The 19,625-nt window shown below is 73.4% G+C and carries 15 protein-coding genes; 7 read left to right on the forward strand and 8 right to left on the reverse strand.

Annotated features, from left to right (window positions below; all coding sequences use genetic code 11):
- Window positions 1-4: 4 nt before the first annotated feature.
- Both AC1DXT_RS18280 and AC1DXT_RS18285 read left to right on the forward strand, forming a co-directional pair.
- Complete coding sequence (locus AC1DXT_RS18280) at window positions 5-334, forward strand: MGMT family protein (protein WP_477062722.1); 330 nt, start codon at window positions 5-7, stop codon at window positions 332-334.
- Window positions 335-439: 105 nt separating this feature from the next.
- Entirely contained in the window at window positions 440-2,365 is a 1,926-nt protein-coding gene (locus AC1DXT_RS18285; protein WP_477062723.1) for an acyltransferase family protein, read from the forward strand.
- 7 nt (window positions 2,366-2,372) lie between these two features.
- On the opposite strand, the gene AC1DXT_RS18290 is transcribed toward AC1DXT_RS18285, so the two are convergent.
- Entirely contained in the window at window positions 2,373-3,464 is a 1,092-nt protein-coding gene (locus AC1DXT_RS18290; RefSeq protein ID WP_477062724.1) for a SpoIIE family protein phosphatase, read from the reverse strand.
- Window positions 3,465-3,552: 88 nt separating this feature from the next.
- On the opposite strand from AC1DXT_RS18290, the gene AC1DXT_RS18295 reads away from it, so the two are divergent.
- A complete protein-coding gene (locus AC1DXT_RS18295; RefSeq protein ID WP_477062725.1) occupies window positions 3,553-4,821 on the forward strand; it encodes a GNAT family N-acetyltransferase in 1,269 nt (422 codons plus the stop codon).
- Window position 4,822: 1 nt separating this feature from the next.
- Here the strand turns inward: AC1DXT_RS18295 and AC1DXT_RS18300 are convergent, their stop codons facing one another.
- Window positions 4,823-5,272: a ribose-5-phosphate isomerase gene (locus tag AC1DXT_RS18300; protein WP_477062726.1), complete on the reverse strand. Its 450-nt coding sequence runs from the start codon at window positions 5,270-5,272 to the stop codon at window positions 4,823-4,825.
- Between the two features lie 90 nt (window positions 5,273-5,362).
- On the opposite strand from AC1DXT_RS18300, the gene AC1DXT_RS18305 reads away from it, so the two are divergent.
- Entirely contained in the window at window positions 5,363-7,351 is a 1,989-nt protein-coding gene (locus tag AC1DXT_RS18305) for a M13 family metallopeptidase (RefSeq protein WP_477062727.1), read from the forward strand.
- A 28-nt stretch (window positions 7,352-7,379) separates the two neighbouring features.
- Here the strand turns inward: AC1DXT_RS18305 and AC1DXT_RS18310 are convergent, their stop codons facing one another.
- The 3 genes from AC1DXT_RS18310 to AC1DXT_RS18320 all read right to left on the reverse strand — a co-directional run bounded on the left by AC1DXT_RS18310 (window position 7,380) and on the right by AC1DXT_RS18320 (window position 10,245).
- On the reverse strand, window positions 7,380-7,910 hold the full coding sequence (locus AC1DXT_RS18310; protein WP_477062728.1) for a hypothetical protein: 531 nt from the start codon (window positions 7,908-7,910) through the stop codon (window positions 7,380-7,382).
- Between the two features lie 116 nt (window positions 7,911-8,026).
- Entirely contained in the window at window positions 8,027-8,644 is a 618-nt protein-coding gene (locus AC1DXT_RS18315; RefSeq protein WP_477062729.1) for a mycothiol-dependent nitroreductase Rv2466c family protein, read from the reverse strand.
- Between the two features lie 59 nt (window positions 8,645-8,703).
- Window positions 8,704-10,245, reverse strand: a complete 1,542-nt coding sequence (locus AC1DXT_RS18320) for a phytoene desaturase family protein (RefSeq protein ID WP_477062730.1) — start codon at window positions 10,243-10,245, stop codon at window positions 8,704-8,706.
- 84 nt (window positions 10,246-10,329) lie between these two features.
- Here AC1DXT_RS18320 and pepN point away from each other — a divergent pair, with 84 nt between their 5' ends.
- Window positions 10,330-12,930 carry an aminopeptidase N gene (pepN, locus tag AC1DXT_RS18325; RefSeq protein WP_477062731.1) on the forward strand — a complete coding sequence of 867 codons (2,601 nt, stop codon included), beginning with the start codon at window positions 10,330-10,332 and terminating at the stop codon, window positions 12,928-12,930.
- A 102-nt stretch (window positions 12,931-13,032) separates the two neighbouring features.
- Here the strand turns inward: pepN and AC1DXT_RS18330 are convergent, their stop codons facing one another.
- Together AC1DXT_RS18330 and malQ are read right to left on the reverse strand one after the other, a co-directional pair.
- Window positions 13,033-13,575: a P-loop NTPase family protein gene (locus AC1DXT_RS18330; protein ID WP_477062732.1), complete on the reverse strand. Its 543-nt coding sequence runs from the start codon at window positions 13,573-13,575 to the stop codon at window positions 13,033-13,035.
- On the reverse strand, window positions 13,572-15,710 hold the full coding sequence (gene malQ / locus AC1DXT_RS18335) for a 4-alpha-glucanotransferase (RefSeq protein ID WP_477062733.1): 2,139 nt from the start codon (window positions 15,708-15,710) through the stop codon (window positions 13,572-13,574). Before malQ ends, AC1DXT_RS18330 begins: the two co-directional genes overlap by 4 nt.
- Before the next feature lie 100 nt (window positions 15,711-15,810).
- On the opposite strand from malQ, the gene AC1DXT_RS18340 reads away from it, so the two are divergent.
- Window positions 15,811-17,952 (forward strand): prolyl oligopeptidase family serine peptidase, encoded by a 2,142-nt coding sequence (locus AC1DXT_RS18340; RefSeq protein WP_477062734.1) that lies wholly within the window; start codon window positions 15,811-15,813, stop codon window positions 17,950-17,952.
- Window positions 17,949-19,019: a mechanosensitive ion channel family protein gene (locus AC1DXT_RS18345; protein WP_477062735.1), complete on the forward strand. Its 1,071-nt coding sequence runs from the start codon at window positions 17,949-17,951 to the stop codon at window positions 19,017-19,019. Before AC1DXT_RS18340 ends, AC1DXT_RS18345 begins: the two co-directional genes overlap by 4 nt.
- Window positions 19,020-19,030: 11 nt before the next feature.
- Here the strand turns inward: AC1DXT_RS18345 and AC1DXT_RS18350 are convergent, their stop codons facing one another.
- Window positions 19,031-19,600: a dihydrofolate reductase family protein gene (locus AC1DXT_RS18350; protein WP_477062736.1), complete on the reverse strand. Its 570-nt coding sequence runs from the start codon at window positions 19,598-19,600 to the stop codon at window positions 19,031-19,033.
- Window positions 19,601-19,625: the final 25 nt, after the last annotated feature.

Below are 19,625 nucleotides of genomic sequence, written 5' to 3' on the forward strand. Positions count from 1 at the left end.
CCCGGTGGACGACGACTACGCGGAGGCCGTGCTCGACCTCGTCGCGACGATCCCGGCGGGGCGCGCGATGACCTACGGGACGATCGCCGAGGTCGTCGGTGACCTGCTCCAGGCTCGCGACGGCGTGCGTCGTGGCGGTCCACGGCAGGTGGGCCAGGTCATGAGCCACGCCGGCTCCGGGGTTCCCTGGTGGCGCGTCGTCAACGCCGCGGGCAGCCCGCCCGCGCGCCATGCCACCCGAGCGCTGCGTCTGCTCACCGACGAGGGCACTCCCCTGACGGCCGACGGCACCCGCGTGGCGCTGCGCCGCGCGATCTGGTTCCCCGACGACTGAACCGCCTCCCGCGTGTCCTCGGCTGCCCGCCCTCCCGGCCGACCTAGCCTGGCCGCACGGGAGGCGCCCCGCGTCGACCGCGCACCGCACCGACCCGGGAGATCCATGACCGTCACCGTCCAGCGCTCCGCGCTCGTCGGGACGCGCACGGCACCCCGGGTGACAGCAGTGGTGCCGTTCACACGCCTGCCGCACCTGGGCGGCCTCGACGGGGTCCGCGCGATCGCCGTCGCGGGCGTGGTCGTCTACCACCTCGGCGCACCGTGGATGCGTGGCGGGTTCCTGGGCGTGGACGTGTTCTTCGTCCTGTCCGGCTTCCTCATCACCACGCTGGTCCTCGACGAGGTGGAGCTGACCGGGCGGTTCTCGTTCCGGCGGTTCTACGCCCGGCGCGCCCGGCGGCTGCTGCCCGCCCTCGGGCTCCTGCTAGTCGCCATGGCCGGTGTCGCCGTCGCCATGCCCGGGGAGGCGCGTGAGCTGCGTGGCGACATCCTCGCGGCCGCGGGGTACGTGTCGAACTGGTGGCAGGTGGTCGCGGACCGGTCGTACTTCGAGCTGACCAGCCGCCCCCCGCTGCTCCAGCACCTGTGGTCGCTGGCCATCGAGGAGCAGTTCTACCTGGTCTTCCCGCTGGTGGCCCTCCTGGCGCTGCGCGCGGGCCGCGCGCGCGTGGGGCAGCTCGCCGCGGTCCTGGCGCTGCTGTCCACCGCCGCGATGGTGGTGATCGCCGTCCGCACGTCCTCCCCCGTACCGAACGACCCGAGCCGCGCGTACTTCGGCACCGACACCCACTCGATGGGCCTGCTGGTCGGCGCGGCCATGGCGGCGGTCTGGACCCCATGGCGGACGTGGCAGCACGCCGGGTCGTGGGTGCGCGAGCGCGGCAGCTCGGTGCGACGGTTCGAGGCGGGCGTCACCGACGTGCTGGGCGGCGCGGCGCTGCTCGGCGTGCTCGCGGCGTTCGTCTGGGTGGACGAGTTCAGCAACGCTCTCTACCGCGGCGGGTTCCTCGCGTTCTCGCTGCTGGCGGCGGTGCTGGTCGGCGCGGTCGCCGACCCGGCCGGACTGCTCGGACGCGCCCTCGCCCGGCAGCCCTGGCGCTGGCTGGGCGAACGGTCCTACGGCATCTACCTGTGGCACTGGCCCGTCTTCATGCTCACGCGGCCGGGTGTCGACATCGCGGTGGAGCCGTGGCTGGCGACCCCGCTGCGCCTCGCAGGCGTCCTGGCGATCGCCGAGCTGTCCTACCGGCTCGTCGAGCTGCCGGTCCGGCGGGGCGCGCTCGGCCGGCTGGCTGCCCGGGTGCGCGACGCGGGCACGGACCGGCCGCGCGCGGTGCTCCGGGTGGTCGCGGCCGCGGTCGGGATGGTGGTCGTCGGCGGGGTGGCCACCGCGGCCCTCGCGCAGGTGCCCGCGTCGTCCTCGACCGCCCGGTGGGAGCCGGCAGCGGCGCCCGCGGTGACCTCGACGCGTCCGGCATCGTCGACACCCCGCGTGACGGCCACCCCGGTCCCGACGCCGAGCACCACCACCCCGGTCGCGCCCGCGGTGCCGCCCCCGCCGGTCGAGACGGTCGGCGGCGCCTCCGGCTTCGGGGACTCCGTGATGCTGGGCGCGGCGGCGGAGCTCGGCGCCCGGGGCATCGCGGTGGACGCCGAGGTCTCCCGGCAGTTCGCCGTGATGGTCGACCTGGTCCGGGCCGCCGCGGCCGCGGGCACCCTCGGCCACACGGTGATCGTGCACGGCGGGACCAACGGACCGATCGACGAGGCGACCCTGCGGTCGCTGCTGGACCTCACGGCGGACCGGCGGGTGTTCCTGGTGAACGTGCACGTCCCGCGCACGTGGGCCGCGTTCGACAACGAGCTCTTCGCCCGCGTGGCACCCGAGTACCCGAACGTCCGAGTCCTCGACTGGAACACGCTGGCGACGGCCAACCGTGGCTGGCTGTACGGAGACGACATCCACCTGCGACCGGACGGCGGGCGCGCGGGCTACGCCGACTGGCTGGCGCAGTCGATCCAGCCCTGAGCGTCGGTCAGTCGCGGCGGACCAGGACCACGGCGCGGTCGTCGTCATCGCCCGCCCGCACCCCCGCCAGCACCGCCGCCGCCGAGCCGCGACCGGGGCTGAGCACCCGGTCCGCCACCCCCATGAGCCGGTCGATCCCCTGGTCGAGGTCCCCGCCGCGCACCTCGATCACGCCGTCGGTGTAGAGCATGAGCACGTCGCCGCGCTCCAGCCGGCCGGCCCGCGCTTCGCTGCGGATGTCGGGGACGACCCCGAGCGCGGGGCTGCCGACCGTGTCGAGCAGTGCGAGCCGACCCGACCCGGCGTGCAGCTGGACGGCGGGCGGGTGACCCGCCGAGCACACCCAGAAGTCGCCGGTGGTCATGTCGATCGCGACGTGGATCGCCGTCGCGAACCCCTCGTCCCACGCCTGGTCGAGCAGGTACTGGTTGGCGGCTCCGAGGAACTCCTCCCGTGGCATCGCGCCCAGCAGCCCTCCGAACGCGCCGGACAGCTGGAGCGAGCGGACCCCGGCGTCCAGCCCCTTGCCGGACACGTCCACCAGGACGATCTCGAGCGCCGAGCTGCCCGAGCGCGAGCCCGCCACCATGAAGTCGCCGGAGAACCCGTCGGCGTGCGCCGAGCGGAACTCGCTGTCCACGTGCCACCCGGCGGGCAGCGGCGGGACGCGCCCGTGGGCAGCCAGCCGGTCGCGCAGGTCGACCAGCATGAGGTCGCCGGGCGCACCCTGCAGGCCGAGCCGCTCGCGCCCGCGGGCGAACGCGATGCTGGCGATCACGGCGACCGTGACGACCACGAGGACGCCCGGGATCATCGTGGGCGCACCCCACACCCACAGGCCCCAGGTGCAGGCCATCACGACCGCTCCCAGGACCGCGAGCTGGCGCAGCCGGAGCAGGAACACGGCCACGACGATCAGCAGCAGGAAGGCGGACGGCGGGAACCACTCGGGCTGCTTGAGGATGCCGACCACGAGGAGCGCCGCGCAGAGCACCAGCACCGCCACGATGACCACCTGCGAGCGGCCGCTCCAGCGGCGCGCCGCGAGCGAGGCGCGCGAGTAGAGCCCCTGTTCCGGCGCCCGCCGCGTCCCCCGCACCCGGTGAGCGTATCCGCAGGTCATTGCACGGGTCCCGAGACCGGAAATGGGGGTGCTACGCACGCGTCCGGTACCCGACGATGGGGGTATGAGCCCCCTTCCCGCCGGATACCGCCTCGTCGACGTACCCGAGGACCGCAAGGACGAGTTCCTCGAGGTCGACCGCCTGGCCTTCGCCTTCGACTCGAACGCGGAGACCGACGCGATCGTGCCGATCACCTTCGCGTGGGACCGCGCACAGGCCGTGGAGGATCCCGACGGGGGCCTCGCTGCCGTCCACGCGTCCTATGCCCACGACATGCCTGTACCCGGGACGTCGATCGCGTGCTCGGGTCTCACCTGGGTGGGCGCCCGACCCGACCAGCGTCGCCGCGGACTGCTCACCGCGATGATCGACTCGCACTTCGCGCGGTCGCTGGACCGCGGCGAGCCCGTGTCCGCGCTGTTCGCCGCGGAGCACGCGATCTACGGGCGGTACGGGTACGGCTCAGCCGCCGACGACGTCCGCGTCAAGATCGGCCGTGGTGCCGCCCTCCGCGCCGCCCCGGGCTCCGAAGAGCTCACGGTCCGGCTCGCGACCGCCGACGTCGCCGCGCACAGCGCGCTCGTCGACGAGGTGCACCGCGCCGCCGGCGCCGGTCGGCCCGGCTGGATCACCCGCGACACCGACGTGTGGCGCACCCGGGTGCTGGTCGACCCGCCCGCCTGGCGCGAGGGCGCCGAGCCGCTGCGCATCGCGACGGTCCACGACGCCTCCGGGGCTGCGCGCGCCTTCGCGCTGTTCCGGCGCAAGGAGAACTGGGCGGAGGGCGGCCCGGCGGGGATCGTCAAGGTCCGCGAGGCGGTCGCGCTCGACGCGGCCGCGACGCACCGCCTGTGGTCGTTCCTGCTCGACCTCGACCTCACCGCGACGGTCGAGGGGCCGATGCTCCCCCTCGACGACCCGCTGCTGCTGCTGCTGGAGAACCCGCGCGCCGTGGTGCCCAAGGTCAACGACAACCTGTGGGTCCGCCTGCTCGACCTCCCCGTCGCGCTCGCCGGACGTCGGTACGCCGCACCACTCGACGTGGTGCTCGACGTGACCGACACCCGACTGCCCGCCAACGCCGGCCGGTGGCGCCTGACGACGGGTGCCCGACAGGACGACGGCGCGTACCCGGCCGAGGTCACGCGGACCGAGGATCCCGCCGACGTGCGGCTCGACGTGCGGGAGCTCGGGGCCGCCTACCTCGGTGGCCGGTCGCTCGCGGCCCTGGCCCGCGCGGGGCTGGTGGCCGAGGTGACGCCCGGCGCCCTGCAGCCCGCGGCGGCCGCGTTCCTGTCGTCCGTCGCGCCGATGTGCAACTACGTCTGGTGAGCTAGCGGGAGGCCTCGTAGTCCGCGAGGAGGTCGATCCGGCGCTGGTGGCGCGGGTCGTGGCTGAACGGCTCGGCCACGAACGCGTCCACCAGCGCGAGCGCCTCGTCGACGGAGTGCTGACGGGCGCCGATCGCGACGACGTTCGCGTCGTTGTGCTGGCGGCCCAGCTGCGCCGTCGCCAGGTTCCAGGCGAGGGCGGCGCGCACACCGGTGACCTTGTTCGCGGCGATCTGCTCGCCGTTGCCCGAGCCGCCGATAACAACACCCAGGCTGCCCGGCTCGGCGACGACGGCCTCCCCGGCCGCGAAGCAGAACGGGGGGTAGTCGTCGAGGGCGTCGTACGTGTCGGCACCGTGGTCGACGACGTCGTGGCCGGCGGCGAGCAGGTGCTGGACGAGCGCGACCTTGAGCTCGTAACCGGCGTGGTCGGAGGCGACATGGATACGCATGGGCCCATCCTGCCGCACCGTGCGGAGGTCCCGGTCCGCCCTCGGCATAACCGATCTCGCCGGGCCGCAACCCGTCCGTAGGCTGTGCCCATGACGCGCAGTGGCATCGACCTCACCGCCCTCGACCCCGACGTCCGTCCCCAGGACGACCTCTACGCCCACGTAAACGGCCGCTGGCTCGCCAGCCATGAGATCCCCGCCGACCGGGCGATGGACGGCTCGTTCCGCGCCCTGCACGACCGGGCCGAGGAGCAGGTGCGCGACATCATCGCGGACGCCGGCGCCACGGCAGCGGCCGGTGGTGCGGCCGACTCCGTCGAGGCCAAGGTCGGCGCGGTCTACGCGTCCTTCATGGACACCGACGCCGTCGCCGCCGCGGGCACCGCCCCGCTGCGCACGGACCTCGCGCTGGTGGAGGCGGCCACGACGCAGGCCGAGCTGACCGGCGCGCTGGGCGCCCTGCAGCGCACCGGGGCCGGTGGCGCGGTGCAGTTCTACGTCGACAACGACGCGAAGGAGCCGACGAGGTACGCCGTGCACCTGGTGCAGAGCGGTCTGGGCCTGCCCGACGAGGCCTACTACCGCGACGAGCAGTACGCGTCCGTGCTCGCCGCCTACCGCCCGCACGTCGCGCGCATGCTCACTCTCGGTGGCGCGGCTGCCGACGAGGGGCAGGCCGACGAGCTGGCCGGGCGGATCGTGGCCCTCGAGACCAAGCTGGCCGCCGGGCACTGGGACGTGGTCAAGGACCGGGACGCCGACCTGACGTACAACGCCCTGTCCCTCACCGAGCTGGCCGAGCGCGCGCCGGGCTTCGACTGGCACTCGTGGGTGATCGCCCTCGGCGCCCCCGTCGGCGCGTTCGAGCAGCTGGTGGTGCGCGAGCCGTCGTTCGCCGAGGCGTTCGCCACCCTGTGGCAGAGCGAGCCCCTGGAGGACTGGCAGGCGTGGCTCACGTTCCACGTCATCTCCGACCGCGCGCCCTACCTGTCCGACGAGCTGGTCGAGGCCAACTTCGACTTCTACGGCCGCACGCTGACCGGCGCGCAGGAGCTGCGGGACCGGTGGAAGCGCGGGGTGTCGCTGGTGCAGGGCGTGCTCGGCGAGGCCGTCGGCAAGGTCTACGTCGACCGGCACTTCCCGCCCGCGCACAAGGCACGGATGGAGGAGCTCGTCGCCAACCTCGTCGCCGCCTACCGCGAGTCGATCTCGCAGCTGGAGTGGATGGGCGAGGAGACACGCGCCAAGGCGCTGGCCAAGCTGGACGCGTTCACCCCGAAGATCGGCTACCCCGCGACGTGGCGCGACTACTCCTCGCTCGAGGTCGCCCCCGACGACCTGCTGGGCAACGTGCGCCGCGCGTACGCGTTCGAGCAGGACCGGGAGCTGGGCAAGATCGGCAAGCCGATCGACCGCGACGAGTGGTTCATGACCCCGCAGACGGTGAACGCCTACTACAACCCCGGCATGAACGAGATCGTCTTCCCGGCCGCGATCCTGCAGCCGCCGTTCTTCGACGCCGAGGCCGACGACGCGGTGAACTACGGCGGGATCGGCGCCGTGATCGGCCACGAGATCGGCCACGGCTTCGACGACCAGGGGTCGAAGTACGACGGGGACGGGCGCCTCGAGGACTGGTGGACGGCCGACGACCGCGCCGAGTTCGAGACGCGCACGAAGGCCCTGATCGACCAGTACAACGAGTTCTCCCCCGTGCAGCTGGACGGCTCGCACCACGTCAACGGCGAGCTGACGATCGGCGAGAACATCGGCGACCTGGGCGGCCTGTCGATCGCGTTCACGGCGTACCGCATCGCGCTCGGCACCCCGCTGGAGGACGCGCCCGTGATCGACGGGCTGACCGGCGTTCAGCGCGTGCTGCTCGGGTGGGCGCAGGTGTGGCAGTCGAAGGGCCGCGACGAGGAGATGATCCGCCGGCTCGCCACCGACCCGCACTCGCCCAACGAGTTCCGCTGCAACGGCGTGGTGCGCAACGTGGACGAGTTCTACGCGGCCTACGACGTGCAGCCGGGCGACGCGCTGTACCTGGCCCCGGAGGACCGCGTCCGCATCTGGTGATGCTGGGCTGGGTCCGGGCTGCTCGTCGTCAGGCGGGCAGCTCGGACCAGCTGGCTCGGGCCAGCTGGAAGCCGACGCCGGACGCGTCGACGCACTGGACCCCGTCCGTGGCGCTGCGGCAGGTGTAGTCACCGACGCTCGTCGAGGACCCGTACTCCAGCACCGTCACGTCGTCACCGGCGACGGCAGGCGGCGGGCCGCTCACGCAGCTGAACGCCACGCCGTCCGCGTTGAGCACGAGCACGTGACCGGTGACCTCGGTGCAGCCGGCCACGACCGGGGGCGCGTACGTGTAGCTGGCGATGGTGCACGTGACGCCGTCGACGGACATGGTGCACGCGATGTTGCCGGTCGGGGACGCGAACGCGAGCGGCTCGGTGGACGTCGCCGACGAGCTCCCCGACGGCGTGCTCGACGCCGTCGCGCCGGTGGACCCGTCGTCGGAGGCGTCGTCGCCACCTCCGCCGCCCCCGCCGCTGAAGAACACGACCGCCAGCACGACCACGAGGACGACGAGCACCGCGTCGACGATGACGAAGAGCCGGACGTTGCGTGCCATGGCCATGCTGCTCCGTTCCTCCCGGTGGGGTCTCGGCCCGTGCCCGGTCGCGGGCGGGGCCGACGACCAGGATCACACGGGACGAACCGGGCGGGCCAATCGCGCAGGTCGGGCGATCAGAACGAGGGGCCTGCCGTTCGCGAGCGCTTGAGCTCGTAGAAGCCGGGCACGGAGGTCATCAATGCGAGCCCGTCGAACAGGCGACCGGCGGCCTCACCGGTGGGCGCGGGCGTGATGACGGGTCCGAAGAACCCGACCCCGTCGATCGCGACGACGGGGGTGCCGACGTCGTCGCCGACCAGGGTGATCCCCTCACCGTGCGACTCGCGCAGCAGGGCGTCCACGTCCTCGGTCCCGGCGACGTCGGCCAGCTCCGCGGGCAGTCCGACCTCGGCCAGCGACTCGGCGATGATCGCCGACGTGTCGCGGCGTCCGCCCGGGTGGCGACGGGTGCCCATCGCGTCGTAGAGCGGCTTGATGACGGCATCCCCGTGGTCGCGGGCGGCCGCGATGATCACGCGCACCGGACCCCACGAGTCGTCCATGAGCTCGCGGTAGGTGTCCGGGAGCTCGCGCTTCTCGTTGAGCACGGACAGGCTCATCACGTGCCAGCGGACGTCGACGTCGCGGATCGCGCTCACCTCGTCCATCCAGCGTGACGTCATCCACGCCCAGGGGCACGCGGGGTCGAACCAGAAGTCGACGACGGGTCGGGCGGTGGGCGTGCTCGTCACAGGTGTCCTCCGGGGTGGTCGATGCCTCGCGCAACCATAGGGGCGCGCCGCGGTATTCCTCAGACCGTCCCCAGGACCGCCATCGCCGCCGCACGACCGGGGATCCCACTGACGCCGCCACCGCGCCGCGCGCCCGCCCCGGCGAGCAGGACGCGCCGGTCGGCTGTCTCGACGCCCCAGCCGCCCACCTCGTCGGCGCGCTCCGCCCACGGCCACGCCAGGTCGCGGTGGAAGATGTGCCCGCCGGGCAGCCCGACGTCCGCCTCGAGGTCGACCGGGCTGCGCACCTCGAGGCACGGGCGCCCGTCCTCGTCCCGCGCGAGGCAGTCCTCGAGCGGCTCCGCCAGCACGCTGTCGATCGAACGCATCGTGGCCGCGAGCGCAGCGGCGCGCGAGCCCTCGGGGTCCGCGACGAAGAGCCGCGCGGGCATGTGCAGGCCGAAGGCGGTGAGCGTCTGGTGGCCGGTCGCGCGCAGCCCAGGCCCGAGGATCGAGTCGTCCGTGAGCGAGTGGCAGTACGTCTCGACCGGCGGCACGTCGGGGATGCGACCGGCGGCGGCCTGCCGGTAGGCGGCCTCCAGCTCGGTCGCCGACTCGTGGACGTGGAACGTGCCGGCGAACGCGGTGCGCGGGTCGATGCCCGAGCGCAGCCGCGGCAGGCGGGTGAGCAGCATGTTCAGCTTCAGCTGCGCCCCCTCGGGCGCGTCCCCGGCGGCCCGCCCGAGCAGCCGGTCGAGGACCGCGGGTGCACAGGCGGCCAGCACGTGCCGCGCGCCCACGCGGTGCTCGCCGCCGTCGGCGTCCGTCCACACGACCTCCGCGTCCCCGGTCGTCCCCGGGTCGACGGCGACGACCTCGGCCGACGTCACCAGCTCCGCACCGGCCCCCCGCGCCGCAGCCTCGAGCGCCCCCGCGACGGCGCCCATGCCCCCCACCGGCACGTCCCAGTCCCCGGTCCCGCCGCCGATCACGTGATAGAGGAAGCACCGGTTCGGGCGGCCGCCGGTCTCGTGGGCGCGCGCGAACGTGCCGATCAGTGCGTCGGTGAGCACGACCCCGCGGACCAGGTCGGAGGAGAACGTCGCGTCCACCAGCTCGCCGATGGGCCGCTCGACCAGGTCGCGCCAGTCGTCGTCGCCCAGCAGCCGGCGCGCGTCCGCGGCGGAGAGCAGCGGCTCGGTCATCGTCGGGAAGAGCCGCGCGGCGAGCGCGCCGGTGCGTGCGCCGAACGCGCGCCACGCGCCGACGTCGGCCCCGGCCCCCACGTCGGCGAAGGAGGCCGCGGTGGCGGCGTCGTCGGCCGTGTCCACGAGCAGCCCCCGGCCGTCCTCCGGCGTGTACGAGGAGATCCGGCGGCGGCGGAGCTCGACGCGGAGCCCGAGCTCGTCGCGGACCTGTCGGGGCAGGAGCGAGACGAGATAGGAGTAGCGCGACACGTTCGCGTCCACCCCGGGGAACGCCCGCGCCGAGAGCGTCGCGCCGCCCACGTGGTCGGCGCGTTCGAGCAGCAGGACCGTCCGCCCCGCGCGAGCCAGATAGGCGGCGGCGGTCAGGCCGTTGTGGCCCCCGCCGACGATGACGGCGTCGTAGGTCGCGTGCACGCCACGACCCTAGGCCGCACGCCTCTGCGTGCGATGATCGACCCGGCCAAGAGCCCCACCGATCGACTCCCGAGGAGTACCTGCGTGCCTGGAGAGAACCTCACCCGTGCCGAGGCGCGCGAGCGCGCCTCCGTCGTCGCCGCCGAGTCGTACGAGGTCGAGCTCGACCTCACGACGAGCCCGACGACGTTCGCCTCCCGGACCCGGGTGCGGTTCACCGCCACGCCGGGCGCGAGCACCTTCATCGACCTCATCGCGCCGACCGTGCACGAGGTCACCCTCAACGGCCGCTCGTTGGACGTCGCCGACGTGGTCGACGACTCGCGGATCCGGCTGGACGACCTCGCGGCGAGCAACGAGCTGCTCGTCGTCGCCGACGCCGCGTACATGAACACCGGCGAGGGCCTGCACCGCTTCGTCGACCCCGTGGACGACGAGGTCTACCTGTACTCGCAGTTCGAGGTCGCCGACTCCCGGCGGGTGTTCGCCGTGTTCGAGCAGCCCGACCTCAAGGCCACGTTCACGTTCACCGTGACCGCGCCCGCGCACTGGACCGTCGTGTCCAACTACCCGCAGGTCGGCATGCCCGAGGTCGTCGAGGACGGCGTGAACCGCAACGGCGGCGTCGACAAGGGCACCGCGACCTGGACGTTCGAGACCACCCCGCGGATCTCGTCGTACATCACCGCGGTCATCGCCGGCCCGTACCACGCGGAGCACCGCGAGCTCACGAGCCAGGACGGCCGCACCATCCCCCTGGGCGTCTACTGCCGCGGCTCGCTGGCGGAGCACCTGGACACCGACAACATCGTCGACCTCACGCGTGCGGGCTTCGACTTCTACGAGCGGGCGTTCGGTGTCGCGTACCCGTTCGCCAAGTACGACCAGCTCTTCGTCCCGGAGTTCAACGCCGGCGCGATGGAGAACGCGGGAGCGGTCACGTTCCTCGAGTCCTACGTGTTCCGGTCCAAGGTGCCCGACGCCACCATCGAGCGCCGCGCGGTGACGATCCTGCACGAGCTCGCCCACATGTGGTTCGGCGACCTGGTGACCATGCGCTGGTGGGACGACCTGTGGCTGAACGAGTCGTTCGCCGAGTACATGTCGACGCTCGCGACCGCCGAGGCCACCCGCTGGACGAGCGCCTGGACCACGTTCTCGTCGCTGGAGAAGAACTGGGCCTACCGGCAGGACCAGCTGCCGTCCACGCACCCGATCGTGGCGGACATGCGCGACCTGGAGGACGTCGAGGTCAACTTCGACGGGATCACCTACGCCAAGGGCGCGAGCGTGCTCAAGCAGCTGGTGTCGTGGGTGGGCCAGGACGAGTTCTTCGCCGGTGTGCGCGCGTACTTCGCCAAGCACGCGTGGGGCAACACCGAGCTGCGCGACTTCCTCACCGAGCTGGAGACCACCAGCGGCCGCGACCTGTCCGCCTGGTCGGGCCTGTGGCTGGAGAAGGCCGGCGTCACCCTGCTGCGCCCGTCGCTCGAGGTCGACGACGCCGGCGTCATCACGTCCTTCGCGGTCCTGCAGGAGGTGCCGGCGGAGCACCCCGTGCAGCGTCCGCACCGCCTGGCCGTCGGCGGCTACGACCTCGACCCGACGACCGGCCGCCTGGTCCGGACCGTCCACGTCGAGCTCGACATCGACGGCCCCCGCACCGAGGTGCCGGAGCTCGTCGGCGTGCAGCGCCCGACGCTCCTGCTCGTCAACGACGGGGACCTCGCGTACGCCAAGGTCCGGCTCGACGAGCAGTCGCTGGCCGCGTCGATCGAGCACCTGGGCAAGTTCGACGACTCGCTGCCCCGCACGCTCGTGTGGACCGCCGCCTGGGACGCCACGCGCGACGGGGAGACCCCGGCGCGGGACTTCGTCGACCTGGTGCTGAACAACATCGCGCACGAGACCGACTCCTCCGTGGTGCTCGTCCTCCTGCGCCAGCTGTCCACCGCGCTCGACCTGTACGTGGCACCGGAGCACCGGTCCGCCACGGAGATCGCCGCAGCCGACCGCCTGCTCGCCCTCGCGCGCGCAGCCGAGGCCGGCTCCGACACGCAGCTGCAGCTGGTCAAGTCCTTCGCAGGCCGCGCGGCGACGACCGAGCAGCTGGACGCCGTCCGCGACCTGCTGGACGGTCACGCCACGCTCGAGGGGCTGTCCATCGACACGGACCTGCGCTGGGAGCTGCTCACCTCGCTGGTGACCGGCGGGCGTGCCGGAGACGCCGACATCGCCGCGCAGCTGGCGGACGACGCCACGGCCACGGGCCAGCGGGCGGCAGCGGCCGCGCGTGCAGCCGTCCCGACCGCCGACGCCAAGGCCGCAGCCTGGGCCTCCGTGGTGGACCAGGACGGGCTGCCGAACGCGATCCAGGCCGCGACGATCGCCGGCTTCGGGCGCGTGCACGACCGGTCGCTGCTCCTGCCGTTCGTCGAGCCGTACTTCGCAGCGCTCGAGTCCGCCTGGGCGGACAAGACGAACGAGATGGCGCAGAACATCGTCGTCGGCCTGTACCCGACCGAGCTGGCCGACGACGCCTCGGTGGACGTGCTCGGCGCGACGGACGCCTGGCTCGACGGCCACCCGGACGCCGCCCCCTCGCTGCGCCGGCTGGTGCTCGAGTCCCGCGACGGCGTGCGCCGTGCGCTGGCTGCGCAGCAGGCGGACCTCCGCCGCGCGTAGGTGTCGCGCCCCGACGGGCACGGTGCTCTCGCGTGAAGACTTCGTTGCGCCCGACGCGACCAAGTCTTCACGCGAGCACGGGGTTCAGCGGGTTCGGCGAGTTCAGCCGGGGAGGGTGGCCAGCCAGCGGCTCGCCTCGCGCGGGCTGCGCAGGCGGATGACCGGGATCGGGGACTCGGCCGCGAGCGCCGTGTAACGCAGTCGGTAGTGCTCATGGCGGGTCCAGGACCACAGGACGACGTTCTGGTCGGGGTCGCGACGCAGCAGGGAGCGCAGGTCCTCGCGGTTGCCGTGCCAGAGCTCGGTGCGCCGCAGCCCACGCCAGACCGTCCGGCGGACGACGCGCGACATCACCGTGCGGCGCGGGAAGTCGAGCCAGACGAACGCGTCGGGGTCCTGGAGCAACCCGTGCAGCTGGCTGGCCCAGTTCCCGTCGGTGACCCACCCGTCCGGCGACGAGCCCACGAACGCGCGGATCAGCGCGTGCGCCTCGTCCAGGTCCCGCTTGGTCCACCCCGCGTCCCAGAACACCGCGTCGAGCTCCAGGTGCGGCACGTCCAGCGCGGCGGCCACCCGAGCCGCGAACGTGGTCTTGCCCGAGCCGGTGTTGCCGACCACACGGATGCGGCGCAGCTGCTCGCTCATCCTCCGCTGTTGAGGACGGCCGCCAACGACCGCAGGCGCTGGTTGGTGAACAGGTCCTCCACGAGCACCACCCGCCCCGAGCTGTCCGCCAGCGGCACCTTCCAGTTCGGGTACTCCTGGTCGGTCCCGGGCTGGTTCTGCGCGCGACGCTCCCCCACCGCGTCGGCCAGCGAGACTCCCACCAGCACCGACGGGGTCGCCATGACGTAGCGGTGCAGGGCCTCGACGATCTCGCGCTCGGACGGGTCGTCGCCCACCAGCCCGCGGTCGTGCAGCACCGTGAGCATCTGGTCCCGCTCGGCCAGCGCCGCGGCGCGGACCACCTCGACCGGGTCGGTGAGCAGGCCCAGCCGCTCCCGGATGGACACGTGCTCGCCGGCCAGGTACCCCGCGGTGGGCGGCAGGTCGTGGGTGGTCACGGTGGCCAGCACCAGCGGCCGGTAGTGCTCGGGGGCCAGCGGTGCGCCGTGCATGTCCCGCTCGAACCAGAGCACCGACGTGCCGAGCATCCCCCGGTCGGACAGGTAGTCGCGCACCCACGGCTCGACCACGCCCAGGTCCTCCCCGATCACCACGGCTCCCGCGCGGTGCGCCTCGAGCGCCAGGATGCCGACGAGGGCCTCGTGGTCGTAGCGGACGTACGCGCCGTCCGCGGAGTCGGCGCCCTCGGGGATCCACCAGAGGCGGAACAGGCCGATCACGTGGTCGATGCGGATGGCCCCCGCGTGCCGCAGGACGGTGCGGAGCATGTCCCGGTACGGCCGGTACGCGGCACGCGCGAGCGCGTCGGGACGCCACGGCGGCTGCGACCAGTTCTGCCCCTGCTGGTTGTACATGTCCGGCGGGGCTCCGACGGTCGCGCCGCGGGCGAGCACGTCGCCCAGCGCCCACACGTCCGCGCCCTCCGGGTGCACGCCGACCGCGAGGTCGTGCATGATCCCGAGCGCCATGCCCCCGTCGAGCGCGGCGCGCTGAGCCGCGGCCAGCTGCTCGTCGGCGACCCACTGCAGCCACGTGTGGAACTCGACGCGCTCGGCCAGCTCGGTGCGGAGCCCGGTCACCAGGCTGGACGACGGGTCGAGCGCCTCGGCGGGCCACGGCGTCACGCCCTCGTACTTCTCCGCGAGCGCGCACCAGAGCGCGAACGTCTCGAGCCCGCTGCCCTCCTGCGCGACGAACGCGTCGAACGCCGCCTGCCGTGCGGCCGAGCGCGGGGCGGCGAACACGACCTCGAGCGCCGCGCGCTTGGCGGTCCAGGCGGCGTCGCGGTCGATCGGGCCGGCGTCGTCGTCCATGGCGAGCACCGGCTCGGCCGCCCACTCCACGAGGGCCCGGTCCGCTGACGACAGGTAGCCCGTCTCACGGACGTCCTCGACCCGGATGTACAGGGGGCTGACGAAGCGGCGGGTGGTCGGCAGGTACGGCGACGGGGTGAGCGGCACCGTGGGCTCGGCGGCGTGCAGCGGGTTGATGAGCAGGAAGTCGGCGTCGAGCTCGCGTCCGGCCAGCCACCCGATCTCGGCGAGGTCCGCGAGGTCACCGACCCCCCAGGACGCCCGCGAGCGCACCGAGTACAGCTGCGCCATGAGCCCCCAGGTCCGGCGCTCGCGCAGCGCCGGCGGGAGCTCCAGGCGGGACGGTGTCACGACGAGCGGGCTGTGCGCCGACGCGCTGGGCCCCTCGGAGACGATCTCGTGCCAGCCGAGCGGGAGGTCGGCGGGGAGGGTGAACGTGGCGCGGCCGACGAGCCGGCCGTCGACCGTGCGGGGGTCGACAGCGACGTCCGCCTGGGCGACCTCACGCCGACCACCCCCGACCTCGGGGTCCAGCTCGATCCACACCTGGACCGGGTCGCCGTGCGTGACGTGGACAGGCACGTGCGCCTGCCGACCCTCGCGGACGACGAGCACCGGCGGCAGCACGCGGCGCCACGGCATGTCCTCGACGTGGGCGATGGCCAGGTCGACGCGCTCGGGCGAGGAGGCGTCGACGCCGAGCGCCCCGAGCACCCCCTGCAGGGTGACGGCCGACGCGCGCTTGCTCCGGCCGTGGAAGTCCCAGTGGTCCGGGACCACCCCGTAGGCCCCCGCCAGGCGCAGAAGGGCGTCGGACGCGGTCCCCGGGTCGTCTGCCACACGCCGATCCTGCCAGAGCACTGTGCGCATACGCAGGACGGACGCTCCCGACTGCGTCACTCGCGCGCCCTCGCAGCCGGTCGTCGTAGCCTTGCGGACCATGACCGCACCCTCCCTGCGCACGTACCCGACCGCCCCTCGGACCGATCTCGTCGAGGACCTGCACGGGCACGCGGTCGCGGACCCGTTCCGCGCGCTGGAGGACGCGGACTCTGCGGAGACCGAGGCGTGGTCGGCGGCGCAGGACGACCTCTACGTGACCTACCGCGACACCCTGTCCGCCGCGGGGCCGTTCGCCGACACGGCTCTCACGGCGCGGCTGCAGGAGCTGCTCGGTGCCGGCTTCGTGAGCCCGCCCGCGTGGCGCGGGGAGCGGCGCTTCTTCTCCCGCCGGTCCGGCGACCAGGAGCACGCGGTGGTCGTCGTGGTCGACGGGGACGACGAGCGCGTGCTGCTCGACCCCATCGCGATCGACCCCGCGGGCACCACCACCCTGGACGCCTGGCAGCCGTCGAAGGAGGGCCACCTCGTCGCGTACCAGGTGTCCTCCGGCGGCACCGAGGAGAGCGTCCTGCACGTGCTCGACGTGGCCTCGGGCGAGCTGGTGGACGGCCCGATCGACCGCGCGCGGTACTCCCCCGTGGCGTGGCTGCCCGGCGGCGAGGCGTTCTACTACGTGCGCCGGCTCCCCCCGGGGGTGCTGCCGGAGGACGAGGCGCAGTACCACCGCCGCGTCTGGCTCCACCGGCTCGGCACCCCGGCCACGGACGACGTCGAGGTGTTCGGCGCGGGCCTCGACCACACCAACTACTACGGCGTGTCGGTCTCCCGCGACGGGCGCTGGCTGATCGTGTCGGCCTCCGCCGGCACGGCGCCGCGGACCGACGTGTGGATCGCCGACCTCTCGGCCGCCGACCTCGGCGCTCCGTCGTTCGTCGACGTCGCCGTCGGCCTGGATGCCGAGACCGGTGCATGGGTGGCCCGTGACGGGCGGCTGTACGTGCACACCAACCTGGACGCGCCCCGCGGGCGGATCGCGGTCACCGACCCGACGGCGCCGGGCGTCGAGCACTGGACCACCCTGCTCGCCGAGGACCCCACGGCGGTCCTCGAGGACGTGGCGTTCATCGACGGCGGCGGGGACGACACGACGCCGACCCTCCTGCTCGCGTCCTGGCGACGGCACTCCGTCTCCGAGGTCAGCGCGCACGACCCCCGGACCGGTCAGCGCCTCCCCGACGCGGTCACGCTGCCCGGGCTCGGCTCCATCTCGGGCCTCGCGACGCGACCCGACGGGGGCCCGGAGATCTGGTTCTCCTACACCGACCACACGACGCCCACGACTGTGCACCGGTTCGACGCGCGCACCGGCGAGACGACCCTGTGGGCGTCTCCTCCCGGGCTCGTCGCCGACCTCCCGGACGTCCGCGCGAGGCAGATCAAGGTGACCAGCCCCGACGGCACGACCGTGCGCGCGTTCGTCGTCGCGCGCACCGACGCGCTCGACGCCGAGGGGCGCCCCCTCGCCCCGGCGCCGACGATCCTCTACGGGTACGGCGGGTTCCAGATCTCCCTCGACCCGGCGTTCTCGGCGACCACGCTCGCGTGGGTGGAGGCCGGCGGCGTGTACGTCGTCGCCAACCTTCGCGGCGGTGGCGAGGAGGGCGAGGAGTGGCACCGGGCCGGCATGCGGGCCCACAAGCAGAACGTGTTCGACGACTTCCACGCCGTCGGCGACCACCTCGTCGCGCAGGGCTGGACCACCCCGGACCAGCTGGCGTGCTGGGGCGGCTCCAACGGCGGCCTGCTCGTCGGCGCCGCGCTGACCCAGCGCCCCGACCTGTTCGCCGCCGTCGTCTGCTCGGCGCCCCTGCTCGACATGGTGCGCTACCAGCGGTTCGGCCTCGGGGTCACGTGGACCGAGGAGTACGGCGACGCCGACGACCCGACGGAGCTCGGCTGGCTGCTGGGCTACTCGCCCTACCACCGCGTGGTCGAGGGCACCGCGTACCCCGCCACCCTGTTCACGGTGTTCGAGGGCGACACCCGCGTGGACCCGCTGCACGCCCGCAAGCTCGCCGCGGCGCTGCAGGCCGCGACCAGCAGCGACCGGCCCGTCCTCGTCCGCCGCGAGCGCGGGGTCGGCCACGGCGGACGGGCGCTCTCGCGCACGATCGGGCTCACGGTCGAGCAGCTGCAGTTCGTCGCGGACCGCACGGGACTGGCCGGAGGTGGCGCGTGAGGGCCGCGGCGCAGTCGTGGAGCGAGTGGTTCCTCGGCATCCCGTTGCGGATCATCCTCATCGTCGCGATCAGCAGCATCGCGCTGTTTCTGCTCCGTCGCACGATCAGGACGATCACCAACCACGTCGCCGACGGGACGCCGTTCCTCGACCGGGGGATCCTGCGGCCCATCGGGGAGTCGGAGATGGGCGGCGTCCTGGCCAAGGCGAACCCGCTGTCCAGCGCCCGCCGTGCGCAGCGCGCCCGCACCCTCGGTTCGGTGCTGCGGTCGAGCGCCACGATCATCGTCGGGGGGATCGCCTTCTTCCTGATCCTGGACACGCTCGGGGTCAACATCGCCCCGTTCATCGCCTCGGCCGGCGTCATCGGCGTCGCGCTCGGGTTCGGCGCGCAGAGCCTGGTCAAGGACTTCCTCACGGGCCTGTTCATGCTGCTGGAGGACCAGTACGGCGTCGGCGACGTCGTGGACGTGGGACCCGCCAACGGCACTGTCGAGGCGGTCACGCTGCGGATCACCAAGATCCGCGACTCGGACGGCACCCTCTGGTACGTCCCGAACGGGACCATGCTGCGGGTCGGCAACAAGACGCAGGGCTGGGCGACCGCGGTCGTCGAGATCGACGTCGACTACTTCGCCGACCTCGACCAGGTCCGTGGACTGCTGGCGGAGGCGGCCTCGCGAGTGGTCAGGAACCCCGTCGTGGGCGCCCACGTCCTCGGCGAACCGACGATCACGGGCATCGAACGCCTCAGCGCGGATGCCGTGACGCTGCGGCTCAAGGTCAAGACGTCGCCGGCCATGCAGTGGGAGGTCGCACGCGAGCTGCGGACCGCGACGCGCGACGCCCTCGAGCGCGCCGACGTGCCGCTGGCGGGCCAGCGCGACCTCATGGCCACCCACCGTGCGTCGCTCGAGGCGCCGGGAGCTCCCACCGACTCCCCCGCTCCCCGGGACCCACGGAGCACTCCGCTCGACGACATGGTGGCCAACCGGGACGCTCGGGTCGCGGCGTCGGGGGTCGAACCAGTGCCGACGGAGGAACCGGCTCCGACCGACGAGCACTGACTGGTGGCGGGTTACGACCCGGGCGGGCCGTTGAGCACCGTGGGCACGTACTCGAGGAGCTGGATCCGGCCGTCGAACGTCCGGCTGTCGACCAGCTCCAGCCCGACGTCGGGGTACTGGTCGTAGATCCGCTCGCGCCCCGTGCTCCCGGTGATGACCGGGAAGACGACGACGCGGAAGCGGTCGACCAGCCCTGCCTCGAGCAGCGTCCGGCACACCGTCAGGCTGCCGATCGTGCGCAGCCCGGCGACGTCGTCGTCGGCCTTCATCAACCGGACAGCCTCGACGGGATCCTGGGCGACGAGGCGGGTGTTCGCCCAGGCCAGCGGTTCGCGGAGGGTCGTGGAGAACACCACCTTGGGCATCGCGGTCAGCTCGTCGACGCCTTCCGCGCCCGCCGCGGCGAACTGGGACATCAGCCGGTACGTGGTGGCGCCCATCAGGGTCGTCCAGTCGCGCTCCGGCGACTCCTGGAGCCAGGCCAGGTACTCGGGACCTTCGAGGCCCCACCACCCCGGCCAGCCCTCGGCCGACGCGTACCCGTCGAGCGAGGTGATGAAGTCGACCAACAGCTCTGCCATCAGGGCCTCCCGTGCTCGCGCTCGT

Source organism: Cellulomonas sp. P1_G12_2 (genome assembly GCF_056405535.1).

Bases quoted from the DNA above. Each gene is read 5' to 3' on its own strand.
- AC1DXT_RS18350 (WP_477062736.1), bottom strand. From the start codon at position 19,600: ATGGCAGAGCTGTTGGTCGACTTCATCACCTCGCTCGACGGGTACGCG.
- AC1DXT_RS18310 (WP_477062728.1), bottom strand. From the start codon at position 7,910: ATGGCACGCAACGTCCGGCTCTTCGTCATCGTCGACGCGGTGCTCGTC.
- AC1DXT_RS18340 (WP_477062734.1), top strand. From the start codon at position 15,811: ATGACCGCACCCTCCCTGCGCACGTACCCGACCGCCCCTCGGACCGAT.
- AC1DXT_RS18300 (WP_477062726.1), bottom strand. From the start codon at position 5,272: ATGCGTATCCATGTCGCCTCCGACCACGCCGGTTACGAGCTCAAGGTC.
- AC1DXT_RS18295 (WP_477062725.1), top strand. From the start codon at position 3,553: ATGAGCCCCCTTCCCGCCGGATACCGCCTCGTCGACGTACCCGAGGAC.
- AC1DXT_RS18330 (WP_477062732.1), bottom strand. From the start codon at position 13,575: ATGAGCGAGCAGCTGCGCCGCATCCGTGTGGTCGGCAACACCGGCTCG.
- AC1DXT_RS18305 (WP_477062727.1), top strand. From the start codon at position 5,363: ATGACGCGCAGTGGCATCGACCTCACCGCCCTCGACCCCGACGTCCGT.
- AC1DXT_RS18285 (WP_477062723.1), top strand. From the start codon at position 440: ATGACCGTCACCGTCCAGCGCTCCGCGCTCGTCGGGACGCGCACGGCA.